The organism is Paenibacillus sp. B46(2026) (assembly GCF_056786355.1).
The window spans coordinates 2,494,691-2,514,139 of sequence record NZ_CM165907.1 but is presented as its reverse complement, the minus strand read 5'-3'; the positions used below and the strand labels follow the sequence as shown (position 1 = coordinate 2,514,139).

Genomic DNA, 19,449 nt, shown 5'->3' with positions numbered 1-19,449 from the left:
GCGGAGCCCCATCTACAAATATATGGCAACATGTTCATCTACAAAACAACCCGGCTGTAAGTTCCGCTTGTCCTTTTAGACAAAAGAATGACGGATAACAGCCAGGTTGGTTTTGAAAACATGTACGATAATTAACGACGCAATCCGAGTTTTTCGATCAGTGCGCTGTAACGTTTAACATCTTTGTTTTTCACGTAAGCCAAAAGCTTACGACGTTGACCTACCATTTTCAAAAGTCCACGACGTGAGTGGTGGTCTTTCTTATGCGTACGCAAGTGGTCTGTCAAACTTCTGATGTTTTCCGTAAGGATAGCAACTTGCACCTCTGGAGATCCTGTATCGGACTCGTGAGTTTTGTGCTCGTCGATCAGTTGTTGTTTACGTTCTTGAGTCAATGCCATCCTGTTCACCTCCTTCAATATAATCGCCATTAGCCTCGTCACCGCCGGTGAGAGCAAGTAACCAAGCCAAGGTTATTGTTGTCCTAAACGACAACGTAGTACAGTATATCATAATTGCCCAGTCAAAGTAAATGTAAACATGCATTAATTCCTAAACCTTAAGATAACAGGCGACTAGCAGTTAATGCATCTTCCCGAATCTGACTAATCAATGCATCAATGGAGTCAAACTTTCGTTCTGCGCGGATATAGTGAACAAGCTCAACCTTTAATTCCTGATCATACAAGTGTCCATCAAAATCAAGCAGGTGCACTTCAAACGTAGGTTTCATCCCGTTTTCGTGAAACGTAGGTTTCACACCGAGATTCATTACGCCATGCAGTTCCTGTTCGCCATGCTGCACACGAACAGCATAAACACCCTTCGACGGTGTAACGTAATGATCCGTGAGTTCAAGGTTGGCTGTCGGAAATCCAATCGTTCGTCCACGCTTCTCTCCGTGAATGACGGTTCCTCTTATGCTGTAAGGTCGGCCAAGCCACTGACTGGCCTCATCCATCTCCCCACGCTTCAACAGGCCACGAATGAGAGAACTGCTCACTTTTTCACCATTTAAAAGGAATGGAGGAACGGTTTCCACCGTCATTTGTCCTTCTCCCAATGTACGAAGAAGCTGTTCATCTCCTGCACCCTTGTGACCGAAACGGAAGTCAAAACCCACCACCGCTGTTCGTGTCTGAAGAGGGATCAACAGATCATGTACGAATTGTTGCGGTGTCAGCTGTGAGAATTCTTCATTGAATTCCACCACATAGAGCACATCAACGCCCATTCCTGCCAAGATGTCTTTTTTATCTCTCAAGGGAGTTAAACTACCCTCGTAATCCCCTTTGCGCATAACTTCCTTTGGATGTGGATGAAAGGTCATGACCGCTGCCTGCATGCCCGTTTCGCGCGCAATGCGGACAGCTGACAAAATGACACTTGCATGTCCGAGATGCAGTCCGTCGAATTGACCGATCGCGAGCACTTGGGGAAGTGTGCTCAGCTCAGTCGAATGTAACGTCTGCGGATAGGTTAGCATTACGGTTTTCACAATCATTCACCTGCATTTCACTTGATAGGCCAAACTTGATCATCACCATGACTTCAAGTCCGAGACCTCTTTATTCCGGCAAAAAGACTTTAACTGCCCTCACCGTTGGTTTTAGTTCATCCCGTTCAAATATCCCCAGAAACGTACCATCCTGAGCGTACAACCGCAGTAAACCAGGTTGCTCTACAGGCGGTTCCAGAAGACGTGCAGCCAGTTTCTGACCTTGGAGTGCTCCTTTGGTCTGTTCTTCTCCAACCTTGTGGGCTGGAATAGAAGCAATTGCCTCGTCAACTGGAATCAGCGCATCTGCCAAAGTTCCGTCGGCCATAAGTTGTTCCACTTCTTCAATCCGAAGACAACGATCTGCAGAGATACCCGCTGATATCGTACGCTCCAGTCGAACCATGGTCGATGGATATCCGAGTTGTCGGCCGATGTCTACACACAACGTCCGAATATAGGTACCTTTTGAACATAAGGCCCGGAAGGATATATCGATGGTATCGCCCTGAGTCTCAATCCCTGTAAGTTCGAGCTCATAGATTGTGACCTCACGGCTCTTACGCTCTACCGTCTTACCTTCACGAGCAAGCTCATAAAGACGTTTGCCGTCTACCTTTACCGCAGAATACATGGGTGGTACCTGAGAGATCGTGCCCAGAAACTGCTCAAGCACCTGTTGAACCTGTTCCTGTGTTACTTCCACAGTCATTTCAGCCCGCTCAATGACTTCCCCTGTCATATCCTCTGTGTCAGTAGACAGTCCCAATCTGAGCGTAGCCAGATATTCCTTCGGAAGCTCCTGCATGTACTCCACCACTCGTGTTGCCCTTCCGAGACAGAGAGGCAGAACGCCTGTAACTTGTGGGTCCAATGTGCCCGTATGCCCAATGCGCTTCATCTTGAGAATGCGACGCATTTTGGCTACAACATCATGAGAAGTAAATCCCGCCGGTTTATATACCGGAAGTACACCTTCAAATGGCTTTACCATTGTGAATACACCTGCTTCAGTACTTTTGCAACAATATCATCAATTCTGCCTTCCAGACGACATCCGGCCGCGAGCACATGCCCGCCTCCGCCAAAGGTCTGTGCTAGTGCAGCAACATCAATCTTACCAGCTGAACGCAAAGAAACCTTGACTGCATTCTCGTTGATGACTTTGAAAAAGATACCAACTTCCACGCCCTGAATGTTGCGCGGATAGTTCACTACCCCTTCAAGATCTTCGTTAGCTGCTCCACAAGCTACCATATCATCTGGTGTAATAACAACCCAGGCTATCTTTCCATCATCTGTCATCTGCAGGCTTGATAGTGCCTGATTCAAAATCCGAACTTGTGGAAGAGTCACCTGCTCCAACAAGGTCTGGGCGAGATAGGGTCCATCCACGCCATGTTCAAGCAGTCTGGAGGCCGTTGTCATTACATTTGGACTGGTGTTGGCATAGCGGAATCCACCTGTATCCGTAAGCAATCCTGTATAAACTGCCGTCGCAACATCTTTATCCCATGCCACTTGAAACAGGTTAAGAAAATCGAACAAAATTTCAGCCGTTGCAGCAGCATCTGACTTAATGATGTTGACTGTACCATAAGCGTCATTTGTAGGGTGATGATCAATATTCAAAATAACAGCATCTTCTTCGAAATAATGACGTGTCAAACCTACTCTGGCAAAGTCTGCACAATCCAAACAGATAACAGCTTTATATTTTCGCTGCGGTGGTTGTTCGGTCATGTTCACGATGTTGCCTGCTTCCCACAAAAATTGCATGCGCCCGGGGATTTCACCTTCATTAATCATCGTGAATGTCTTACCCAGACATGACAGCAGCCAGCCCACCGTTACCGTCGAGCTGACTGCGTCACCGTCCGGCTGTACATGCGACACGACCAGGTAATCATCATGCTCCAGCAGAAATTGCTTTCCGGCCTGGAGCGCCTGTTCATAAGTGTGCATTGCCGTCTCCTCTATTCTGTTACTGGGATTCGTTCTTGTCGGAACCAATATCGCCAAGCAGCTTCTCAATTCGGCTGCCATAAGCGATGGATTCGTCAATCTTAAATATCAACTCGGGAACATGCCGGAACCGGATACGTTTGCCCAGCTCCGAACGCAAAAATCCATTTGCTTTTGCCAGAGCTTTGAGCGTGTTATCTTTTTGTTCCTGTTCACCGAAGACACTCAGATAAACTTTGGCTTGCGACAAGTCTCCTGTCACTTCGACTCCCGTTACCGTAATAAAGCCGATACGTGGATCTTTCAGTTCAGACTGGATGAGCAGACTGATTTCTTTCTTGATCTGCTCGCCCACTCTACCTGTACGAATCTTAGCCATCGTTGTTCACCTCATGCTTCCTTGCTTATCGTTGTACTGTCTCCATAATGAAGGCTTCGATAACGTCGCCCTCTTTGAGATCATTGTATTTATCCAGTGTGATACCGCACTCGTAACCTTGGGCTACTTCTTTGGCATCATCTTTATAACGTTTCAGGGAATCCAGCTTACCTTCGTAAAGGACGATGCCATCACGAATCAGGCGTGCTTCCGCAGAACGCGTAATTTTACCCGAGGTAACCATACAACCAGCGATGGTGCCCACTTTACTGATGGAGAACGTGCTCCGAACTTCAGCATGACCGATAACTTTTTCTTTGTAGATCGGATCAAGCATACCTTTCATCGCTTGTTCAATTTCTTCGATAACACTGTAGATTACGCGATGCAGACGAATGTCTACTTGCTCTTGATCTGCAGTTGCTTTCGCCTGGTTATCAGGACGAACGTTGAAACCAATCACGATGGCATTGGATGCTGCCGCCAAAATGATGTCGGACTCGGTGATTGCACCAGCGCCGCTATGAATGATTTTCACGCGTACACCTTCAACTTCGATCTTCGCAAGGGAACCTTTCAATGCTTCAACCGAACCTTGTACGTCACCTTTGATGATAACGTTCAGATCTTTGATCTCGCCATCTTTGATGTGCTGGAACAGATCATCCAATGTTACACGAGTATGTGTACCCAGATCGGATTCACGTTGTGTGATTGCACGTTTGTCAGCGATGGAACGCGCTTTGCGCTCATCTTCGAACACCATGAATGGATCTCCCGCACCTGGAACTTCAGTCAGACCTGTGATTTCTACAGGTGTTGAAGGTCCAGCCTCTTTCAGACGACGACCTTTGTCATTGACCATCGCACGGACACGACCGAAGCAGTTACCTGCTACGAAAGCATCGCCGACTTTCAATGTACCGTGCTGTACGAGGATACGGGCAACTGGGCCACGTCCTTTATCCAGCTCAGCTTCAATCACTGTACCACGGGCACGTTTGTCCGGGTTCGCTTTGTATTCGTTCACTTCTGCAACGAGCAGAATCATTTCAAGCAGACCTTCCAGACCCATTCTTTGTTTCGCTGACACGTTAACAAAGATGGTATCTCCGCCCCATTCTTCCGGAACGAGTTCATAGTTGGTCAATTCTTGTTTCACTTTATCCGGATCAGCACCCGGTTTGTCAATTTTATTGACAGCAACGATAATTGGAAGTCCAGCAGCTTTGGCATGGTTAATCGCCTCAATGGTTTGTGGCATAACACCGTCATCTGCTGCTACGACAATAATCGTCATATCCGTAACCTGTGCACCACGTGCACGCATCGCTGTAAACGCTTCGTGACCCGGAGTATCCAGGAACGTGATCTTTTTGCTATTGATTTCGACTTGGTATGCACCGATATGTTGCGTGATACCGCCTGCTTCGCCGCCTGTTACATTCGTGGAACGAATGGCATCCAGCAAAGTTGTTTTACCATGGTCAACGTGACCCATGATCGTAACTACTGGTGGACGATCCTGCAAGTCGGCAGCATCATCATTCTCTTCCAGCGTCTCGAAACGGTCATCTTCAAGCACAATCTTCACTTCAACCTCAACACCGAATTCACCTGAAAGCAGAAGGATCGTTTCGATATCAAGCTCTTGGTTGATTGTTGCCATAACACCCATAGCGATAAGCTTTTTGATAACTTCGGAAGCATCCTTATGGAGCAACTTCGCCGTTTCGCCTACAGTCATATCACCACGAACGATGATTTTCTTAGGTGTGTTATCAATTTTCTCACGTTGCTGGTACTGTTGTTGATTTCTGTTGCGGTTGTTCTTACCACCACGGTTACCACGGAAGTTACCGCCACGATTGTCATCATAACGACGTCCACCGCCACCGCTGTTCGAACGGTTACCACTATTGTTGTTGTTGCCAGTAGTACCACCTGGGCTGCTTCTACGTTGGCCTTGTCCTTGGCTCTGACCTTGGCCACCGCTACGGTTGCCAGCAGTACCTGTATTACCACCGCTGTTAGGTCCTGAAGTTCTTACTTGACCGCCACCGCTGTTATTCGGACGTTGACCCGATCCTTGCGGACGGGATGCAGTACTGCTTTGTCCACCTTGAGCTGGTCTTGGACGGTTAGTTGATTGTCCTCCTTGGCTTGAGCCTTGGGAAGAGTTCGTTCTGTTGCGGCTGTCTTGGCCGCTGGGTCTTTGGGTGCCATTGTTATTGTTGGAATTTGGTCTATTGTTCATACCTACCTGCTTTTCCTGTTGTATTTTTGTTTGTACGGGACTACCGGATGGGTTACTGCTCTTCGGCGTGTTCACTCCGCCGGCCGGCTTGTTGCTGTCCACTGGTTTGTCACTGCGCACTGCCGAAGTAGCAACTGGTTTTGCATCGTTGCCTTGTTTCGAAGCAGCAGTGGATTTTATATCTTTAAAAAATTGTTCCACCTTACCGACTGAACCATTCTCCATGACACTCATATGATTGTTTACGGGAATTTCCAGCTTTTTAAGAATGGTTATAATTTCTTTACTACTCATATTAAGGGACTTCGCATATTCATAAACTCGCAATTTATCCTTGTTTTCCTGTTTACTCAATATACTCCACCTCCGACATTATACCGACTTGCTTGGAGATCATTTTTGCAAACCCTCGATCCGTTACTGCAAGAACAACACGCGTGTCTTTACCGATACTTGAACCCAGACTATCCCGGTCAAATCCGATCAACAGAGGAACCTTATAAGTTCCGCATTTATCGCGAAATTTCTTTTGTGTATTGGCTGAGGCGTCACCCGCAACAATAACCATTTTAGCTTCGGAAGAACGGATCGCTTTAAGTACAATTTCTTCACCTGTTACAAGTTTACCTGCACGCATAGAGAGTCCCAAATAAGACAGCGTTTTAATATTAGTCATGTTCACGCTCCTGTGCTGCTTTGAATTCATCCTCAACCGCGATGAAGTCAGCTGCTAATTGCTCGTAAATTTCAGGTGAGACTTTGCCTTTTAACGCCCGATCCAAAGCCCGGTTTTTGAGTGCGAGCTTAAAACAAGACTCTTTGCCGCATAAATAGGCACCACGTCCGGATTTTTTGCCAGTCAAATCGATCAGCACTTCATCCTCTGGCGTTTTTACAATGCGAATCAGCTGCTTTTTGGGCATCATTTCCTGGCATGCCACACATTTGCGCAGCGGCACTTTTTTTGGTTTCATACGTCAGCGCCCCCCGTACTTTACTTTAGTCGACGGAGACGGAATCCTGATGCATTTCAGAAGAAGAATCTTTTTCTCTGCCGAATTCCTGTTCCGCCTGGCTCTCGCTCTTAATGTCGATTTTCCAGCCGGTTAATTTGGCTGCCAATCTGGCATTTTGGCCTTTGATACCAATTGCGAGCGACAGTTGATAGTCCGGAACGATAACCCGAGCCATCTTTTCTTCCTCAAATACATGAACTTCCAATACTTTGGAAGGACTCAGTGCATTAGCTACATATTCGTCTACCTGATCGGAGAAACGAACGATGTCGATTTTTTCACCGCGCAGCTCACCCACAATGGTCTGCACGCGCATTCCCTTAGGACCTACACAAGATCCAACTGGATCAACTTCCTCGTTGCGAGAATGAACGGCAATCTTGGAGCGGAACCCTGCTTCGCGAGCGACGGAGCGAATCTCAACTACACCGTCGAAGATCTCAGGCACTTCCAGTTCAAAGAGACGTTTCAAGAGGCCCGGATGGGTACGGGACAAAATGATTTGCGGCCCTTTCGTCGTATTCTCGACCTTGGTGATATACGCCTTAATACGGTCACCATGAACAAACTTCTCGTTCGGCATCAATTCGGTCAGCGGTAAAGCCGCTTCGATTTTGCCCAGATCGATGTAGATATTGCGCAAATCCTGACGCTGCACCACCCCCGTAACGATATCCTCTTCCTTGTCTACGAAAGCGTTGTAGATCAGGCCGCGTTCGGCTTCACGAATCCGCTGGGTCACCACCTGTTTGGCAGTTTGTGCGGCGATACGTCCGAAATCACGCGGCGTAACTTCAATCTCCGCAATATCTTCCAGCTGGAAGTGTGGGTTGATTTCTCGTGCAGCAGGCAATGAAATTTCGGTACGTGAATCCAGGACTTCTTCCACGATCAATTTACGGGCATACACCCGGATAACTCCCGTATTACGGTTCATATCAACACGCACATTCTGGGCCGTGTTGAAATTCCGCTTGTAGCTGGAAATTAGTGCAGCCTCGATCGCTTCAAACAGCACATCCTTGCTGATCCCTTTTTCCCGTTCCAATTCATTCATTGCTTCAATAAAATCCATACTCATGAATGTTGATCCCCCTTTCAAACATGGCATCTCATACGTAAAACGGCGAAAGGCTCTGAACTCATGAGCACCTTGCCGTTATCGTGAGATGTGTCTTTTTCATTAATAAAGTGAACAAGGCACTTAAAACAAAATAGCTAGGCGCGCACTGGCAACCTTATCATAAGAAATGGCATGCTGTTTCTTGCCTGCCTCGATCACGAGTTCCCCGTCATCAAAAGAAAGCAGCTTGCCTTCAAATTCCTTCAATCCGTTCACCGGCTCGTAGGTTGTAACAAAAACATTTTTGCCTACAGCTTTGGTAACGTCCTCAGGTTTTTTCAGTGGACGCTCCGCACCGGGAGAAGACACTTCAAGGAAATAGATGGTTGGAATCGGATCGTTCTCATCCAGCTTGGCGCTCAGCTTTTCGCTGATCAAGACGCAATCGTCGATGTCGATGCCACCCTCTTTGTCGACATACACCCGCAAAAACCAGTTGCTGCCTTCTTTGACGTATTCGATGTCAACCAGCTCGAAGCCTTGTTCGTTCAAGTAGGGTTGGATCATTTCTTCCACGGTAGATTTAATGTTCGTTGTGCTCAAAACCAATAACCTCCAACTTAGGTTACACCAGCAAAAAAGCACTGGCAGATTATTCAATACCCAAGATTCTTGTATACCAAAGACTAAAGAGTGGGTTTCCCCACTCTTTAGAAATTCGTACTATCTCGTTCACTTCAAAAATTATAACATAGTCTGGTAATAGTGACAAGTAAGCGATAATTCAGCCAGTTAACTTACTAATGAAGGGAAAATTACGCATCGCCCACCAATCACTTGTCCATGATTCAAATTTAATACTAGAACAGGGAAAGCTGGTTGCTCTCTGGTAAACCGCGGAAACACCCCATATTCGACAGGAGTTCAACAATCGTCTTACTCGCTTTCGACTTCTGCTGAAAATCTTCCACCGACAGGAATTCACCATGTTCTCTTGCCGCAGCAATATTACGTGCAGCATTGTCTCCGATTCCCGCCAACGCGGAAAACGGAGGGATTAATGTTTTCCCATCAACGATAAACTTCGTAGCTTCCGAACGATATAAGTCAATCGGTTTAAGTGAGAATCCGCGCGCTGCCATTTCCAAACCCATTTCAAGGACAGGTAGCATGTTTTTCTCTTTCGGTGGTGCCTGGAAACCTAATTGCTCGATCTCTACAATTTTGCGATAGATCGCCTCATATCCCTGACACATGAGTTCGATATCAATCTCATCCGCCCGAACGGTAAAGTAAGTTGCGTAATATTCAATGGGATGATACAGCTTGAAGAACGCCGTACGTACTGCCGAAATAACATAAGCAGCCGCGTGGGCCTTCGGGAACATGTACTGGATTTTGAGACATGAATCGATGTACCATTGAGGCACTTTACAATTCTTCATCTCATCGATCCATTCCTGAGGCAGACCCCGCCCTTTACGAACACTCTCCGTAATTTTAAAGGCCAGACTCGCGTCCATACCTGCCTTATAAATAAGGAACAACATGATGTCATCCCGACAACCAATTACCGTCTTGATGTTACATGTTCCGTTCTTAATCAGATCCTGAGCGTTTCCAAGCCATACCCCTGTACCATGGGACAATCCGGAAATCTGCAGTAAATCGGCAAAAGACGTCGGCTGAGATTCGACAAGCATCTGACGTACAAACTTCGTTCCCATCTCCGGCACGCCAAACGTCGCAACTGGCGACCTAATCTGTTCCGGTGTAACACCCAGAGCTTCGGTTGAGTTAAACATGCTCATGACTTTGGGATCATTCATCGGAATGCTCGTTGGATCAACACCTGTCAAATCCTGCAACATCCGCATCATAGTCGGATCATCGTGCCCCAGAATATCAAGTTTCAGCAAGTTTTCTTCAAAAGCATGATAATCAAAGTGTGTCGTTTTCCACTCCGCATTAACGTCGTCAGCCGGGAACTGAACGGGTGTAACATCTTCAACCTCGATATAATCAGGTACCACGACAATACCGCCTGGGTGCTGTCCAGTGCTCCGTTTTACCCCTGTACACCCCGAAGCCAAACGATTCAATTCAGCTCCGCGCCATTTCTTGTGATGTTCTTCCTCATACTTCTTGGCAAAGCCAAATGCTGTTTTCTCAGCCACTGTACCAATGGTCCCCGCACGAAAAACACTCTTCTCACTAAATAGTACTTTCGTATAGTTATGAGCATGAGGCTGATAATCACCAGAGAAGTTCAAGTCAATATCAGGAACTTTATCTCCTTTAAATCCAAGGAAGGTCTCAAACGGTATATCCTGGCCTTCTCCTTTAAGTGTGCCACCACAATCCGGACATTCTTTCTCCGGAAGGTCAAATCCACTCCGAACACTGCCGTCCAGGAACCACTCGCTGTGTTTGCATTCTGAATTCACACAAATATAATGAGCAGGTAGTGGATTAACCTCGGATATACCCAGGAATGTAGCAACGACAGAGGAGCCTACCGATCCCCGTGAACCTACGAGGTAACCATCCTGATTCGATTTTTTAACCAATCGTTCCGAGATCAGATAGTTGGCAGAAAAACCGTATTTAATAATTGGAATGAGTTCTTTCTCTAGTCGTGCCACGATTACTTCAGGCAATTCCTCGCCATAGATGGACTTGGCAGTGTCATAGCAGGTATTACGAATTTCATCGTCGGCACCTTCCAGAATCGGAGTAAACAGTTTGTCCGGGAATAACTTAATTTCCTCAAATCGGTCAGATAACTCCACCGTATTCGTAACAACGACTTCGTAAGCTTTGTCTTGGCCCAGGAACTGGAACTCTTCCAGCATTTCCTCCGTCGTTCTAAAATGTGCATCCGGTTTACGTTGATCTTTCAGTGGACTAAATCCTGTAATTCCGTGAATGGTGATATCCCGATATAACTTGTCACGCGGTTCCAAATAGTGCACGTTACCTGTGGCAATGACCGGTTTGTTAAGTTTTGCACCTATATCGATGACTTTACGGATCGCTGTTTTGATCTCTTCGGGTGTAGCCACCAACCCTTTATCCACCAAATGCATATACATTGTAAGGGGTTGGATCTCCAGTATGTCATAGAACTCGGCGATTTCTTCCGCTTCTTCGAGCGATTTGTTAAGCACCGCTTCGAAAAACTCACCTTTTTCACAGCCTGATATAATAACAAGGCCTTCACGCAAATTAATCAGTTTTGATTTGGGAATGCACGGTACCCGCTTGAAATGTTCCGTGTGAGAGAGAGACACCAGCTTATATAGATTTTTCTTACCTATATCATTCAATGCATAGATTCCGCAATGGAACGGTCTTGTATTGGATAGATCGACACCCACAAAATCGTTCAGGCGATCAAGTCTCGTCAAGCCTTTCATCTGGGCAGCATCATTTAATAATCCGATCAGTATACCTGCGAGTGCAACCGTATCATCAATGGCCCGGTGATGGCTTTCGAGTCCCACCTTATATTTATCCGCCATCGTATTCAGACGGTGGTTCTTATTTTTTGGAAATAACAATCGCGCCAGTTCCAACGTGTCAAGGACAGGGTTAGGAAGCTCCGGCATTCCTATTTGCTTCAGGGAAGCCTGGATAAAGCCCATATCAAAACGTGCATTATGGGCAACAAGCACACCATCACCAGCGAACTGCACAAAATCACGGATAACAGGCTTCAGTTCAGGTGCGTCTTTTACCATGTCATCATTAATATTAGTCAATTGCTGAATGTTATAGGGAATGCGTTCATGCGGATTCACAAACGTCGCAAACCGGTCGACTTCTTTACCATCTTGCATCTTCACTGCGGCAATCTCAATGATTTTGTTCTGTGTTACCGAAAGCCCCGTGGTCTCGATATCAAATACGATGTATGTGACTGTTTGGAGATCCAATGGCTGAGGTGCCATAACGACTGCAACGGAGTCATTCACTACATTGGCCTCAAGGCCGTAGATCATTTTAATCCCGTTTTTCTTAGCAGCCTTGGAAGCTTCGGGATATACCTGCACCCCACCATGATCACTGACAGCAATCGCCTTATGTCCCCACTCCGCTGCCATTTTCACATATTTGTCGATCGAGGTTACAGCATCCATCGTACTCATCGTAGAGTGCAAATGGAACTCTACCCGTTTCTCTGGTGCATTATCCTTGCGAGACGGCGGTGCTTTGACTTCTATCAGATCTGAAGGGATCATAGCGAGTTCAGGAATCTGCATAAACCGGTCATACTCTACACGGCCACGCACTTTCACCCATTTACCGTTAGCCAACAAACTGAGAATTTTAACATCCTCTTTTGTTTTGGCAAACATCTTCATTTGCATGGAGTCCGTGAAGTCGGTCAGGTAGAAGGTGAACAACGTATTTCCGTTTCGCAGCTCTTTGCGATCCAGACCAAACACCGAACCTTGAAGCGTGACCTTTTTCTCTTCATCCTGGATTTCCTGCATGGGCACTGCTGGCTCCTTGATATCGTAACCCATCTGCAAACGCAGATCGCCCTGCTCCTCATCCACCGGGATTTCTGTGTCCACTTCACTCATCATCTTCTCGATGACCTCAAGTTCCTCTACACGTTTTTGGGCCTGGAACTGTTCCATCGCCTCTTTATTGTTGGCCACTTCGCCCACTTGCATCTTGATATGAAGAGGTAGATGAAAGTACTTGTCATAGAATTTCGTAATCGCCTGATCAATCTGTTTCTTACGAGCCAATTCCATCGATGTTGCATCACTCATCGTCAGTTGCAGGAGATCCTCTTCACATTCAAAGGTTGTCCGGTTCATCCAACCATTTACAGATGGAATCTCACGTGTAACCCACTCCAGAAACAGATTCCAATATTCACTGACGATATCGCCATTTTGTACTTTGTCCGTATATTTGAAGCCAAATGAAATTTTGGCGATATGATTCATCTTCTCCTGAATATGCAGGCAAAAAGTGCGATAGATTGGAGCGGGTACCAACGTATCCTTCGCAATGAGAATATTCCATTCCCGATTACTCCGGTTAGTCTCTACTTGTTCAATCCATCCATCCAAAAAATAGGGCTCTAACAGACCAGCTGGAAGCTCCGCCTGTTTCATCAACAACTCAAACCGTTTTCTCTTCTCCTCGAATCCGCTCATCGTGTTCCTCCTTGTACCCCCTTTAAAGCATGAAAAGCCCCTGCATTCAAAAATGTCACCGATCCGAACTCGCACCGACTCATTTTATCCGACAGAAGCTCTCCATTCATTACTCTTACAGTCCGTACGTGCCATTATATAAATTGAACAAAAAGATATTTACACTTACCACTCCGATAACAGAACAACCTTCCGATCGCTGTTATCCCCAGATTTTTTGATTCCCTTTTACAAAGGGGAAAATCCGGGGATAAAGGCGCAGCGTATGCTTCCGATGTAGCTTTCTTTCAGAAAGCTTTTAGCTCCGCTTCTTCAGGTTATTTCTGTTCTCTACGTTCTCATGTAAATGTTTAGTTCAATGTATATAGTCAGGTTATTTTGACTTAATATGCTCTTGCAAACACAACCGTGTGTTTTGCTTGTTCACCACAAGCCAGGCACGTATGCTTTTCTTCCGCAGGCTGGAACGGAATGTTCCGGCTTGTTGCACCTGTGACTTCTCTTACTTTATCTTCGCAAGCTTCTGAACCGCACCATCCAGCCAGTGTAAACCCGCGTTTATTTTCCATTAGTTCTTTCATCTCATCAAGTGTATCCACGGAGTAGAAGTTATCCGACATAAATGTGCGAGCACGTTCCAGCATATCTACCTGAATTTGTGTCAACATAGACTGGATTTCTTCTACCAGGTTCGCTTGTTCTACCACTTTCTTCTCACCTGTAATGCGTGATACGAGCACACAAACGCCATTTTCCATATCACGTGGACCAATCTCCAGACGAATTGGAACACCGCGCATCTCGTATTCATTGAATTTCCAACCTGGGCGAACATCGCTGCGATCATCCATTTTCACACGGACTCCAGCTTTTTTCAACTCAGTGAACAACTCATCTGCGCGCCCAACAACAGCATCACGCGTTTTCGGAGGTCCAATTGGAATCATGACCACTTGTGTCGGTGCTACTTTAGGCGGAAGTACGAGACCTCGGTCATCTCCGTGAACCATAATTAACGCACCGATCAAACGTGTGCTTACTCCCCATGAAGTAGTGTAAGCCAGCTCCAGCACATTGTTCCGGCTAAGATACTGGATTTCAAATGCTTTTGCAAAGTTCGTCCCCATGTAGTGAGATGTACCTGCTTGTACAGCACGTCCATCCTTCATCATGGCTTCGATCGAGTACGTATCCACTGCACCCGCAAACTTCTCGGATTTGGTTTTCTGACCTACAATTACAGGAATAGCCAAGTACTCCTCAACTACTTCACGATAAATCTCAAGCATTTTCATCGTTTCTTCACGTGCTTCTTCTTCCGTCTCATGCGCAGTATGACCTTCCTGCCACAGGAACTCACTTGTGCGAAGGAAAGGCAACGTTCTTTTTTCCCAACGAACTACGTTAGCCCACTGGTTGATCAGTACCGGAAGATCCCGATAAGACTGAATCCACTTGGAATACATGTGACCAATAATCGTTTCGGATGTAGGACGGATTGCCAGACGTTCTTCCAGCTTCTCTCCCCCAGCTTCCGTAACCCATGGTAATTCAGGGTTAAAACCTTCCACGTGCTCTTTTTCCTTTTGAAAGAAGCTCTCAGGAATGAACATCGGGAAATACGCATTGCGATGACCCGTTTCCCGGAAACGACGATCCAACTCATCCTTAATATGTTCCCAGATTTCAAACCCGTCTGGTTTGAACACAATACAACCGCGTACGGGTGCATAGTCCATGAGATCAGCTTTTTTGATAACATCAATATACCAGCGTGAGAAATCCTCACCCTGTGGTGTGATTTCAGTCACGAATTGTTTATCATTTTCCTTTGACATAAGACTCCAGCGTCCTCCCATAACGACTATCTCTGAATGCTCAGAGCGTAGTCCAAACGTAATTATCCGTTAATTAAACGTAATATATCATTGTAAGTTACTGCCAGCATCAACACAAACAACATCGCAAATCCGATGAAATGCACCATGCCTTCGCGATTTGGATCAACAGGTCTGCCCCGCAGCGCTTCAATCCCCAAAAATACAAGACGGCTGCCGTCCAGTGCAGGAATTGGTAAAAGGTTGAAAATTCCAAGATACAAACTCAAAATGGCTGCCCATCTCGTTAACTGCTCAATTCCTTGTTTTGCAATCTGTCCTGTCACTTCAAATGTACGAACCGGACCACCAATATCATCCATGTTAAATTGATTGATTAGATGTTTGAAACCTTCAAATATCACTTTAGTTGTATCAACCATTGCTACGCCCGATACTGTAAATGTCTCTACAAATCCAACAGATCGGGTAGGTAACGTAGGTACGATTCCCACTTTTCCGCCCTCTTGTCCTTCTACGGCACGTGGAGTAATCGTTATATTAAACGTTTCACTCCCCCGACGCAGCGTCCACTCCATCGGCTTGTCTTTGGAATCAGCAATCATTGTCACCATTTTTTGTGAATCCGTACCCATAGCAGTACCATTGATGGTTTCAATAATATCGCCCTTTTGCAGGTTCGCCTGATCGGCTGCCCCACCTTCAAGCACTTCACCAATTTCAAGATTTTTCGGGTTTTCCACTGGAACTCCTGCCATCTGCGCATATACAGCAAACAGCACAAAGGCCAAAATAAAGTTCATCAGGGGTCCCGCAAAAATAGCCAATGCACGCTGCCCAACGGTTTTGCTGCCGAATTGGCGATCTTTCGGTGCAATCTGTGTTTGTTTGCCACGACTCACCAACATTGCTTGGGGATGTATGCGATACTCCTGAATTTCACCATCTACATCCAGTTGCAGTTTCAGGGCCTTCTCCATATCAATGGAGATGACTTCACCACGTATTACATTTTTACGGTTATCCAGCTGGTCCAGATAAATCATCTTCACCTGGTCATCCGCTGATCTTACCGCAATAGTCTGTCCTTCCTGGATTTCTACCAGTTCCGGATCTTCCCCTGCCATCCGTGCATATCCACCAAAAGGCAACAAACGCAATGTAAACTGGGTCTCGTTTCTTTTATATGAGAACAATTTGGGACCAAAACCGATCGCAAATTCCCGTACAAGAATACCGGCGCGTTTGGCAAAGTAATAATGCCCCCATTCATGAACCGTCACGATGACAAAGAACATGAGCACCGTTAGAAATACCACTTGTATGGTTTCCAATCCCTATCCATCCTCCTTCACGGCACATACCGCAGTCTGTCCCTCTAGATTATCATTATTCTCTGATGCCGCACAAGAGAATCACTTCTTCCATTTTCTTATGAAAAAAGAGATTACAGACTGGACGCAAACCTACGACTCTCCTGATCACATCGGGCAATCTCCTGCAGATCAGGCTCGTCCACATTGTGGTGTGCTTCCAGCACAGAAGCAATAATATCTTCTATTTTAAGGAATGAAATCTCTTTACGCAAGAAACGGGCTACAGCAACCTCGTTGGCTGCATTAAACGCCGTTGTTGCGGTTCCTCCCATTTTACCACACTCATACGCCATTCTTAAACATGGGAAGCGTTCCATATCCATCTCGCGGAAATGTAATTTCCCAGCCTGAGCAAGAGACAGACGCTGGGCTGGTGATGGCAAACGGTCAGGGTAAGTCAGCGCATATTGAATGGGAACTCGCATATCCGGATTACCCAGTTGAGCGATGATGCTCGTGTCATCAAATTCCACATAGGAATGAATTACACTCTCCGGGTGAAGCAATACATCAATTTGATCATAACGAAGACCAAATAACCAATGTGCTTCAATAACCTCAAGTCCCTTGTTTACCATCGTTGCGGAGTCTATCGTGATTTTGGAGCCCATTGACCAATTTGGATGTTTAAGCGCATCCTCTATCGTCACGTTTTTCAACTGTTCACGGGTAAGATCGCGAAATGATCCTCCTGAAGCGGTCAGCGTGATCCCTGTCATACGTTCTCTGTTTTCACCATTTAAGCACTGGTATATAGCAGAGTGCTCACTATCAATAGGCAGTAAAGAAACGCCCTTTGCAGCAGCTCTTGTAGTAACAATATGCCCGGCCGTAACCAGTGTTTCCTTATTGGCAAGTCCGATATGTTTACCAGCGTCAATAGCAGCAAGCGTTGACTCAAGCCCTACACTCCCTACTACCGCTGTAACAACCGTATGCGCATCGGTTCCTGCCGCAACTTCTACGAGTCCTTCTGTGCCATAAAACAGTTGCGTTCCTGCAGGCAAATGTGGAGCTACCTTCTCCGCCAATTCTTTGGAGCCTACCGATACTTTCTTCGGTTGGTAACGTTTGGTTTGTTCGATCAGCAGGTCTATATTGCCTCCGGCAGCCAGTCCCTCCACTTGAAAGAGTTCTGGATGCATGTCAACTACATTCAGTGTCTGGGTTCCAATGGAACCGGTCGACCCGAGAATTGCAATTTTTTTCATGCTGCACCTCATCTTTAATTATCCAATGCCTACGGCGAACAATGCTGTTATCTCAGACTCATGTTCTTCTTTAGTAGGGCAGTAGCATTAGTATATGTACGAATGGAAAAACAACAATCCAGCTGTCGCACCGATCAAGAATGCCCCCATGCCCTGGGAGAAGACTGCCTGAATCCTTGATATTATATACACGTTTGTATGCAGACTGGATCAAGTCACCCATCTGACCTACGACTGCACAGGCAATTCCGATCACAATCGCTCTCTGCCAGGAAAGTAAACCATCTGATACTAATGCAAAAACAACAGAAGTAACAATTGCAATCGCGATGCCACCCAGTGCACCCTCCACCGTTTTGTTTGGACTGATGGAAGGCCACAGTTTGTTTCTACCCATTAGTTTCCCTACAAAATAAGCCCCTGCATCACTGGCCCATATGGAGCCCAGCAACAGGAACGTCCAGAACAACCCATGATGCAGATGTCTGGATTCTGCAATGTAATAGAAACCGATCCCTATATACAGCACGCCGAGGAAAAGCATGGCCACTGTATTCACGGGAATCTTATTCTTAGTGACAACCGAAGCTGTCATCAGTACAAGCATTACAATCCAGATGACCTGAAATAAGGATAGCGGTCTTGCCTCCCAAAGCATTTCCCAAGGAAACACAATGGCAAAAACACCAGCATATCCAATCAGGGCCACACCCGAAAAAGGCATCACCCCGGTCATTTTAACAAATTCATAATAACCGATGAGAGCCATAAGCAATACCAAACCATGGTACCAGGGTCCGCCCAGCATGCAAAAACCTAAAAACAACACACCTGCTATGATTCCTGTCGTTAATCGCTGTTTCAACGGCTTCATCCTCCATCTATTTCAAACCGCCGTAACGCCTTGTTCTGCGCTGATATTCGGCTACTGCTTCAAGCAAATGCTTTTTGCCAAATTCGGGCCAGTATATATCCGTAAACCATAATTCACTATATGCAAGTTGCCAAAGCATAAAGTTGCTTAATCTCAACTCTCCGCTCGTCCGGATCAGCAAATCCGGATCGGGCATATCAACCGTCAGCATATGTCTATCAATGAGTTCAGGTGTTATGTCCTCTGCCGATAGTTCCCCCGATTTCACCTGCAGAGCAATCTGTTTAACACAGTCCGTCATTTCCCGACGACTTCCATAGTTCATTGCAAAGTTCAAAACAAGACCTGTATTATGTTCCGTAAGACGAATGGCTTCCCGCAAGGCATTGATGGTATGAGAAGGTAAATGTTCCTCTTGGCCCATCATGCGAATGCGCACATTTTTTTCTATAAGTTCATCCAGCTCAATAGCCAGAAATTCTTGCGGAAGTCCCATCAGAAAATCCACTTCTTCTTTTGGACGCGTCCAGTTTTCTGTCGAAAAAGCGTACATCGTCAGATATTTGATGCCCAGTTCATCCGCCGCGATGGTCGCACGTTTGACCGCCTTCATGCCATTTTGGTGCCCGGCTATACGCGGGAGTCCCAAACGTTTGGCCCATCGTCCATTGCCGTCCATGATGATGGCGACGTGCTGCGGGATATTGTCCTCGGATATAGTCAGCGTTTCCTGCTTGTCAGCCCCATTCCACCACGACCGAACCCGTTTGATCATTCCTGTTCCTCCAAAAT

At 46.2% G+C, this 19,449-nt stretch carries 16 protein-coding genes; all 16 read right to left on the bottom strand.

Annotated features, from left to right (window positions below; translation table 11 throughout):
* Positions 1-131: 131 nt before the first annotated feature.
* Positions 132-401: a 30S ribosomal protein S15 gene (rpsO, locus tag AC1S8V_RS11510; RefSeq protein WP_056700672.1), complete on the bottom strand. Its 270-nt coding sequence runs from the start codon at positions 399-401 to the stop codon at positions 132-134.
* Between the two features lie 158 nt (positions 402-559).
* On the bottom strand, positions 560-1,498 hold the full coding sequence (locus AC1S8V_RS11505; RefSeq protein WP_482073692.1) for a bifunctional riboflavin kinase/FAD synthetase: 939 nt from the start codon (positions 1,496-1,498) through the stop codon (positions 560-562).
* Between the two features lie 70 nt (positions 1,499-1,568).
* Positions 1,569-2,492: a tRNA pseudouridine(55) synthase TruB gene (truB, locus tag AC1S8V_RS11500; RefSeq protein ID WP_482073691.1), complete on the bottom strand. Its 924-nt coding sequence runs from the start codon at positions 2,490-2,492 to the stop codon at positions 1,569-1,571.
* A complete protein-coding gene (locus tag AC1S8V_RS11495; RefSeq protein WP_482073690.1) occupies positions 2,486-3,463 on the bottom strand; it encodes a DHH family phosphoesterase in 978 nt (325 codons plus the stop codon). The genes truB and AC1S8V_RS11495 overlap by 7 nt, the downstream gene beginning before the upstream one ends.
* Before the next feature lie 19 nt (positions 3,464-3,482).
* Positions 3,483-3,842, bottom strand: a complete 360-nt coding sequence (gene rbfA / locus AC1S8V_RS11490; protein ID WP_017689140.1) for a 30S ribosome-binding factor RbfA — start codon at positions 3,840-3,842, stop codon at positions 3,483-3,485.
* A gap of 25 nt (positions 3,843-3,867) precedes the next feature.
* Entirely contained in the window at positions 3,868-6,453 is a 2,586-nt protein-coding gene (gene infB / locus AC1S8V_RS11485; RefSeq protein WP_482073689.1) for a translation initiation factor IF-2, read from the bottom strand.
* Positions 6,446-6,775 (bottom strand): L7Ae/L30e/S12e/Gadd45 family ribosomal protein, encoded by a 330-nt coding sequence (locus AC1S8V_RS11480; RefSeq protein ID WP_017689142.1) that lies wholly within the window; start codon positions 6,773-6,775, stop codon positions 6,446-6,448. The genes infB and AC1S8V_RS11480 overlap by 8 nt, the downstream gene beginning before the upstream one ends.
* Positions 6,768-7,073 carry an RNase P modulator RnpM gene (gene rnpM / locus AC1S8V_RS11475; protein ID WP_017689143.1) on the bottom strand — a complete coding sequence of 102 codons (306 nt, stop codon included), beginning with the start codon at positions 7,071-7,073 and terminating at the stop codon, positions 6,768-6,770. Before rnpM ends, AC1S8V_RS11480 begins: the two co-directional genes overlap by 8 nt.
* A 25-nt stretch (positions 7,074-7,098) precedes the next feature.
* The gene (gene nusA / locus AC1S8V_RS11470; RefSeq protein ID WP_062833827.1) at positions 7,099-8,196 is read right to left on the bottom strand and encodes a transcription termination factor NusA; all 1,098 of its coding nucleotides are present in this window, start codon (positions 8,194-8,196) and stop codon (positions 7,099-7,101) included.
* A 123-nt stretch (positions 8,197-8,319) separates the two neighbouring features.
* The gene (gene rimP / locus AC1S8V_RS11465) at positions 8,320-8,781 is read right to left on the bottom strand and encodes a ribosome maturation factor RimP (protein ID WP_062833826.1); all 462 of its coding nucleotides are present in this window, start codon (positions 8,779-8,781) and stop codon (positions 8,320-8,322) included.
* Positions 8,782-9,038: 257 nt separating this feature from the next.
* Positions 9,039-13,358 (bottom strand): PolC-type DNA polymerase III, encoded by a 4,320-nt coding sequence (locus tag AC1S8V_RS11460; protein WP_482073688.1) that lies wholly within the window; start codon positions 13,356-13,358, stop codon positions 9,039-9,041.
* Between the two features lie 383 nt (positions 13,359-13,741).
* Entirely contained in the window at positions 13,742-15,196 is a 1,455-nt protein-coding gene (gene proS, locus AC1S8V_RS11455) for a proline--tRNA ligase (protein ID WP_458126397.1), read from the bottom strand.
* Positions 15,197-15,258: 62 nt separating this feature from the next.
* Positions 15,259-16,530, bottom strand: a complete 1,272-nt coding sequence (gene rseP / locus AC1S8V_RS11450; RefSeq protein ID WP_482073687.1) for an RIP metalloprotease RseP — start codon at positions 16,528-16,530, stop codon at positions 15,259-15,261.
* Positions 16,531-16,643: 113 nt separating this feature from the next.
* Complete coding sequence (locus AC1S8V_RS11445; protein ID WP_482073686.1) at positions 16,644-17,783, bottom strand: 1-deoxy-D-xylulose-5-phosphate reductoisomerase; 1,140 nt, start codon at positions 17,781-17,783, stop codon at positions 16,644-16,646.
* 70 nt (positions 17,784-17,853) lie between these two features.
* Positions 17,854-18,648 carry a phosphatidate cytidylyltransferase gene (locus AC1S8V_RS11440; RefSeq protein WP_482073685.1) on the bottom strand — a complete coding sequence of 265 codons (795 nt, stop codon included), beginning with the start codon at positions 18,646-18,648 and terminating at the stop codon, positions 17,854-17,856.
* 16 nt (positions 18,649-18,664) lie between these two features.
* The gene (gene uppS / locus AC1S8V_RS11435; protein WP_482073684.1) at positions 18,665-19,432 is read right to left on the bottom strand and encodes an undecaprenyl pyrophosphate synthase; all 768 of its coding nucleotides are present in this window, start codon (positions 19,430-19,432) and stop codon (positions 18,665-18,667) included.
* Between the last annotated feature and the right edge of the window lie 17 nt (positions 19,433-19,449).

Coding starts and splice junctions, on each gene's coding strand:
- rpsO (WP_056700672.1), bottom strand. CDS start 401: ATGGCATTGACTCAAGAACGTAAACAACAACTGATCGACGAGCACAAA.
- truB (WP_482073691.1), bottom strand. CDS start 2,492: ATGGTAAAGCCATTTGAAGGTGTACTTCCGGTATATAAACCGGCGGGA.
- AC1S8V_RS11495 (WP_482073690.1), bottom strand. CDS start 3,463: ATGCACACTTATGAACAGGCGCTCCAGGCCGGAAAGCAATTTCTGCTG.
- rbfA (WP_017689140.1), bottom strand. CDS start 3,842: ATGGCTAAGATTCGTACAGGTAGAGTGGGCGAGCAGATCAAGAAAGAA.
- AC1S8V_RS11480 (WP_017689142.1), bottom strand. CDS start 6,775: ATGACTAATATTAAAACGCTGTCTTATTTGGGACTCTCTATGCGTGCA.
- rnpM (WP_017689143.1), bottom strand. CDS start 7,073: ATGAAACCAAAAAAAGTGCCGCTGCGCAAATGTGTGGCATGCCAGGAA.
- nusA (WP_062833827.1), bottom strand. CDS start 8,196: ATGAGTATGGATTTTATTGAAGCAATGAATGAATTGGAACGGGAAAAA.
- AC1S8V_RS11460 (WP_482073688.1), bottom strand. CDS start 13,358: ATGAGCGGATTCGAGGAGAAGAGAAAACGGTTTGAGTTGTTGATGAAA.
- proS (WP_458126397.1), bottom strand. CDS start 15,196: ATGTCAAAGGAAAATGATAAACAATTCGTGACTGAAATCACACCACAG.
- AC1S8V_RS11445 (WP_482073686.1), bottom strand. CDS start 17,783: ATGAAAAAAATTGCAATTCTCGGGTCGACCGGTTCCATTGGAACCCAG.
- uppS (WP_482073684.1), bottom strand. CDS start 19,432: ATGATCAAACGGGTTCGGTCGTGGTGGAATGGGGCTGACAAGCAGGAA.